The sequence below is a fragment of the Pseudomonas sp. S37 genome (assembly GCF_016658545.1).
Taxonomy (GTDB): domain Bacteria; phylum Pseudomonadota; class Gammaproteobacteria; order Pseudomonadales; family Pseudomonadaceae; genus Aquipseudomonas.
The window spans coordinates 1-4,864 of record NZ_JACVZC010000198.1; the positions used below are offsets into that span (position 1 = coordinate 1).

The window sequence follows — 4,864 nt, forward strand, 5'->3', positions numbered from 1 at the left end:
GGCCCGCAGGCCCGGCCTCTTCGCGGGTAAACCCGCTCCTACAACGGGCTATGTCGAATCACTGATATGCGCCCACCACCGACCAATGTAGGGGCGGGTTTGCCGTGGGTCAGATATGCGGCGCCTCATACGCATTCAACTGCTCAACAAACCGCCAATGGCTCTTCTTGCCAAACCCCATCAACCGCTTCAACCGGATATCCCAGCGCATGTGGTGGTTGGCAATCCACGGCAGGGCAAACAGGTGGGCCCCGCGCCATGGAATGAACGGGTTGCGCCGCAGGCTGGCATAAATTTCGACGCGGTGGCTGGCCTGGTGGCTTGCGCAGCGGGCATGGAAACCGGAGGTGTCCGCCACCACCAGGGTGTTGGCCGGTACCGCAAAGCGGCGTGGCGGTGGCAAACCAAGGGCGGCCAGCTCGGGCTCGTCGATGCGGAACGAACCTTCACGGTGCATCCGCTCGCTGGAACGCGCCGCCCCCAGGCTTTGACGATACTCCCAGGCCAAACGCTCCGGCGTCAGGCGGTGCGAGCCTGGCACGTAACTGAACGGCCCTTGGTCATCCGCCACATCATCCAGAAACAACCACGCCTTCGCCGTAGGGTGGAAGGTGTCGGCATGCAGGCGGGTCTGCGGGTCTTGGTCGGCATTGGCTGCGTCAATCACGATCGACTGCAACTGGTAGGTAATGCCACCGGTATTGGACGACGCATAGGCAATCAGGTCGCGCACCCCACGGTCCGCCACAAACGCGGCGCTGGCCGGGTTTTGCGCCAGCACGTCCTGGTCCAGGCTGACCCGGCGGGTAACCGCACGGCCCTGGCGCATTTCCCAGCCGGTACTGCGCAATGCACCCAGCTCGGCACGCAAGGCCGCAAACTGCTCGGCAGGCAGGGCGTTTTCACGAATGAAAAACCCGTTCTGCTCAAAATGCTCGCGCTCGCCAGCATCCAGCCGCGATGCCAGCGCATTGCGCCGGTAACCGGCCATGGCCATCGCCAGCTGACGGCGCTGCACATGCAGGCCCAGGGCATTGAGCCGGGCGCTGCCCAGCACCGGGTTGTTCTCGAACGACTTGGCGTGGGTAGCCAGCTGCATGCAATGCCAGGGGAGTGCGGCGTAACGGCCGATGTCCTTGATCGAAACAGGCATGTTCTAGTCCTTTGATGGGGCCAGTGGCCGGCCGCAGCCGAGCATGGTCCGGGTATAGTTGAGCAACGGCGCCATTCGCCGGTGGGCCAGCCGCGCCGGGTGGGGCGCGCTGAGGCAGGCGAGGGCGTGCCAGGCATCGCAGGGCAAGTCTTGCTGGACGTCGGCATAGCGCGCATAGCGCAACAAGGCGCCGGCTACCAACTGGTCCAGGGTCAGGCGCCGGGTACGGCGCGGCAACGGCTGGTGGTCCTCGGTCAGGCCCCAGCCCGCATAGAACGGCGTGCCATAGGTCACCACCGGCACCCCGCGCAACAACGCCTCGAAACCCGCAGTGGAACTTAGCGTATGCAGTGCATCGACCTGGCCATACAGGCCAGCGATGTCCACCCCCGCCAGCACCTGGTCGGCCAGCCCCGCCAGCTGTGCCGGGGCGATCTGCCCGCGGCGCTTGCCGGCCTCCACGTCGGGGTGCGGTTTGTACAAAATCCAGGCATCCGGCAACTGCGCACGCACCTGTTGCAGCAGGCGCAGGTTACACCCGGTACCGCCACCGCTGCACAGCGCCGAAGCATCATCCTCGACCTGGCCGACCACCAGCACCCGCGCCTGGCCCGGCTGCCCCAGCAAGTCGGGCCGCACACGGCTGCGCAAATTGAACTTGCTGGTGCCGCTGGCCACAATCTGCGCCCGCAGCCGCGCCGCTTCGGCCAGGCTGGCGGCATCGTATTCGCCATGCTGCAACAGCTGCTCCAGGTCACTGGCAGACTGCGCATCGTAATGAATGCCGCCCCGGTCCAGCACCAACGACAGCGCCGGGCTGTTGGTGGCGCCCAGCCCCGTGGAGCGCAAAAAGCCGTCCTCCACCCGCCACAGCGGCACCCCCGCCTGGCGCGCACGCTCAGCCAGGCCGGCTGGCTCGCGTGCCGCCCACACCAGCAACCGGCCCTGTTCGGCAGCTACCTGGCTGACCAGTTGCGGGCTGTGCACACTGAAGCGCAACTGCCCCCAGCGGCTGGCAAAAAAGCGCCGAATGTTGTGCTGCTTGTGCCGTTTCACGCCCAGCACCGTGGTAGGCCCGGCAAACGCCGCGTCGCGGGCTTTTTTGCTGGCCAGCTGGCGGGCAACGGTCAAGGCATCGGTCAGTTGCCCGGTCAAAGGGTCGACATAGCGGCAGTAACGCACATAGGCCGCCGCCACCAGTTGCACCAAGTCTGGGCGGGCCTGCCGGCGCGGGATGGCCATGCGGTCATCGGTCAGCCCCCAGCCCGCGTAGAACGGCAGCCCGAAGCAGGTAACCGGCACGCCCTGGATCAACGCCTCCAGCCCGGCCTGGCTGGTGCCCACGTACACCCGCTGGGCACGCCGGGCCAGTGACGCCCAGGCCACCGGCCGTGCCTCCAGCGTTACCCCACGGGCCCGCGCCGCATCCAGCAGGCAACTGGGCTTTTGCCCACCCAGGCAGTCCGGGTGAATGCGCACGCGCACGTCGGCGCCCGGGTTTTCTGCCAGGGCCTCATCCAGCATGCGCACATAGTCGGCCTCGCACAGCCCGCCGCCCGGGATCGAATAGTCCCCGGCAGTCTGGTCCACCACCAGCACCAGCGGCCGCTCGCGGCCCAGCGGGTCGTCGGCGGGCAGGTCCTGGGCATTGTTGTACTTGCCGATGCCGCTGCTGCGCATCAAGGCAATCAGTTCGCGGGCGCAGTCCAGTTCGTAGGCGCTGAGCGCCTCGGGCTGCTGCAGAATGTTTTCCAGCAGCGAAGGCCGGTCGGCCAGGTAGTGGATGCCCACCGGGTCCACCACCATCGACATCGGCGTATCGCCCTCGATGCCCAGCGAGGAAGAACGCAAAAAGCCGTCTTCCAGCGCAATGTAAGGCAGCCCCCAGCGCTGGCAGAGCACCCGTGCATGGGCCGACGACTGCTTGTAGCCGATACCGGCAATGGCCTTGAGCCCCTTGGGCGCCTTGCGGCCACGGCGCCACAGCCAGAAGGGCGGGCCTTCGGGGCCGAGGAACTGCGGCAGGTGCAGGACCTTCCAGGCCACCCATTGCGACATGATGCCGACCCAACCGGTGCCGTCTACCAGCGCCTCCGGGGGCGTGAACTGGCAGGTGTTAGCGGGGCAAGCCCGCTCCTGAAGCATTACACCACCCGCCACATGTTGCGCACCGGCGGAAACGGCACCCAGCGTTTGCGGCGCAGGGCAAAGCCGGTGTGCAGGTACAGGCGTTGCGCGCGCGGGTTGTTCAGCGGCACTTCCAGCTCGACCTGGCTAAAGCCCTGCGCGGCAGCATGCGCGCAGCACGCCTGCACCAGCGCCGACCCCACGCCTTGCTGGCGGGCCGCCTTGCTGACCCGCAGCCCGTACAACAAGAACGGGTAGCGCCATTCGCGCAGCTCGCTCAGGCAGAACCCGGTAAACCGCACCCAGCCAGCCAGCACGCCAAACTCACGAATGAACGGCCGCCACTGCAAGGCAAACGGCCCACGCCGGCCATGCTTGAACGCCGCAAAGCCCAATGCCTGCTCACCATCGAAGGCCAGCAGCACACGGTCCCAGTTGATAGCCGTACCCAGCAGGCGATAGCGGCAGGCCGTATTGCCAATCAGAAACGCCAACGACCCACGCCCTTCGGCCAGCAAGCGGGCCAGGGCGGGGTCTGCGGCGCGCTCCGGCGCCAGGTCCGATCCCAGCACGATACGCAGCACGTTGTCAGGCTACCCCGGCGGTGGCAGCGGGCGCATGCCGGCCTGCCACAGGCGCCTGGGCATGGGCCAGCAAGCTGCTGGACAACTGCTGCACGGCCAGGGCACTGGCCCGGCAGCCCGGCTGGTGGCGGTTGGACCAGATCAGGTAGTCGGTGTCGCCTGCGGGGGCACCGATTGCCTCGTATACCCCCGGCAAGATCGGCACATGGTCGCCATAGAAGCACAGCAGCGCCTCGTTCGGCAGGGCCATCAGCGTTTCGCGCAGCATGCCCAGCATGCGGTCGGCATTACAGATATGCCGCACATACGGGCCCAGGTCCTGCATGCCCGGTTGCAACGGGCGGTCGAACCAGGCCGGCAGCTCGTGCGCGGCCACGCTTTCCAGGTGCAGCGGGCCGTGGTTTTCCATGGTGACCGCATGGATGAACAGCGGCTGGGTGCGGCCGGGCGCCTGCAGCAGTTCACGAATCTTTTCCGCCACCGCGCAATCGCCTATGAACGGCCCGGCCTTTTGCGAAGGGTTGAACGCCTTCACATCGATGAACTCGTCAAAGCCCAGCGCCGGCAGCACCTTGTTGCGCCCATAGAAGCCCCCGTCGTAGGGGTGGATGCAAATGGTGCGGTAACCCTGCGCCTTCAGCGTGGCGGCGATGCTGGGCAAGCCCTGGCGGGCCAGCACGCGATACGGGTTGAAGCGGTGCACCCCCAGCCGCCCCGTAGGGATACCGGTAAGGTAGGCGAACTCGGTACGCACCGTGTTGGCGCCCCAGGCCGCCACCTGCAGCTTGCCCCGGGCCAGCGCCTGGCTGGCCAGCAGGTCGTACTGGTCAAGCACCTGCGGGCGCACCCCAGGCCACAGGTCGCGCACATCAAAGAACGACTCGCTCTGCACCGAAACCAGGTCCGGCAACGCCCCTGGCTGCGCCAAGCCCGATGTAGGAGCGGGCTTGCCCCGCGAAGAGGCCGGCACAGGCTCACCCCCAAAAGGCGACCCCAACCC

The 4,864-nt window shown here is 67.0% G+C and carries 4 protein-coding genes; all 4 read right to left on the bottom strand.

Annotated features, from left to right (window positions below; genetic code table 11):
* Window positions 1-109: 109 nt before the first annotated feature.
* Window positions 110-1,153 (bottom strand): phytanoyl-CoA dioxygenase family protein, encoded by a 1,044-nt coding sequence (locus IAE39_RS28940; protein ID WP_201207884.1) that lies wholly within the window; start codon window positions 1,151-1,153, stop codon window positions 110-112.
* Between the two features lie 3 nt (window positions 1,154-1,156).
* Complete coding sequence (locus tag IAE39_RS28945; RefSeq protein WP_201207885.1) at window positions 1,157-3,298, bottom strand: capsular polysaccharide biosynthesis protein; 2,142 nt, start codon at window positions 3,296-3,298, stop codon at window positions 1,157-1,159.
* A complete protein-coding gene (locus tag IAE39_RS28950; protein ID WP_201207886.1) occupies window positions 3,298-3,864 on the bottom strand; it encodes a GNAT family N-acetyltransferase in 567 nt (188 codons plus the stop codon). Before IAE39_RS28950 ends, IAE39_RS28945 begins: the two co-directional genes overlap by 1 nt.
* Before the next feature lie 4 nt (window positions 3,865-3,868).
* Window positions 3,869-4,864 (bottom strand): LTA synthase family protein (locus tag IAE39_RS28955; protein WP_201207887.1); only part of this gene is annotated, 996 nt, incomplete at its 5' end.

Bases quoted from the DNA above. Each gene is read 5' to 3' on its own strand.
- IAE39_RS28945 (WP_201207885.1), bottom strand. From the start codon at position 3,298: ATGCTTCAGGAGCGGGCTTGCCCCGCTAACACCTGCCAGTTCACGCCC.
- IAE39_RS28940 (WP_201207884.1), bottom strand. From the start codon at position 1,153: ATGCCTGTTTCGATCAAGGACATCGGCCGTTACGCCGCACTCCCCTGG.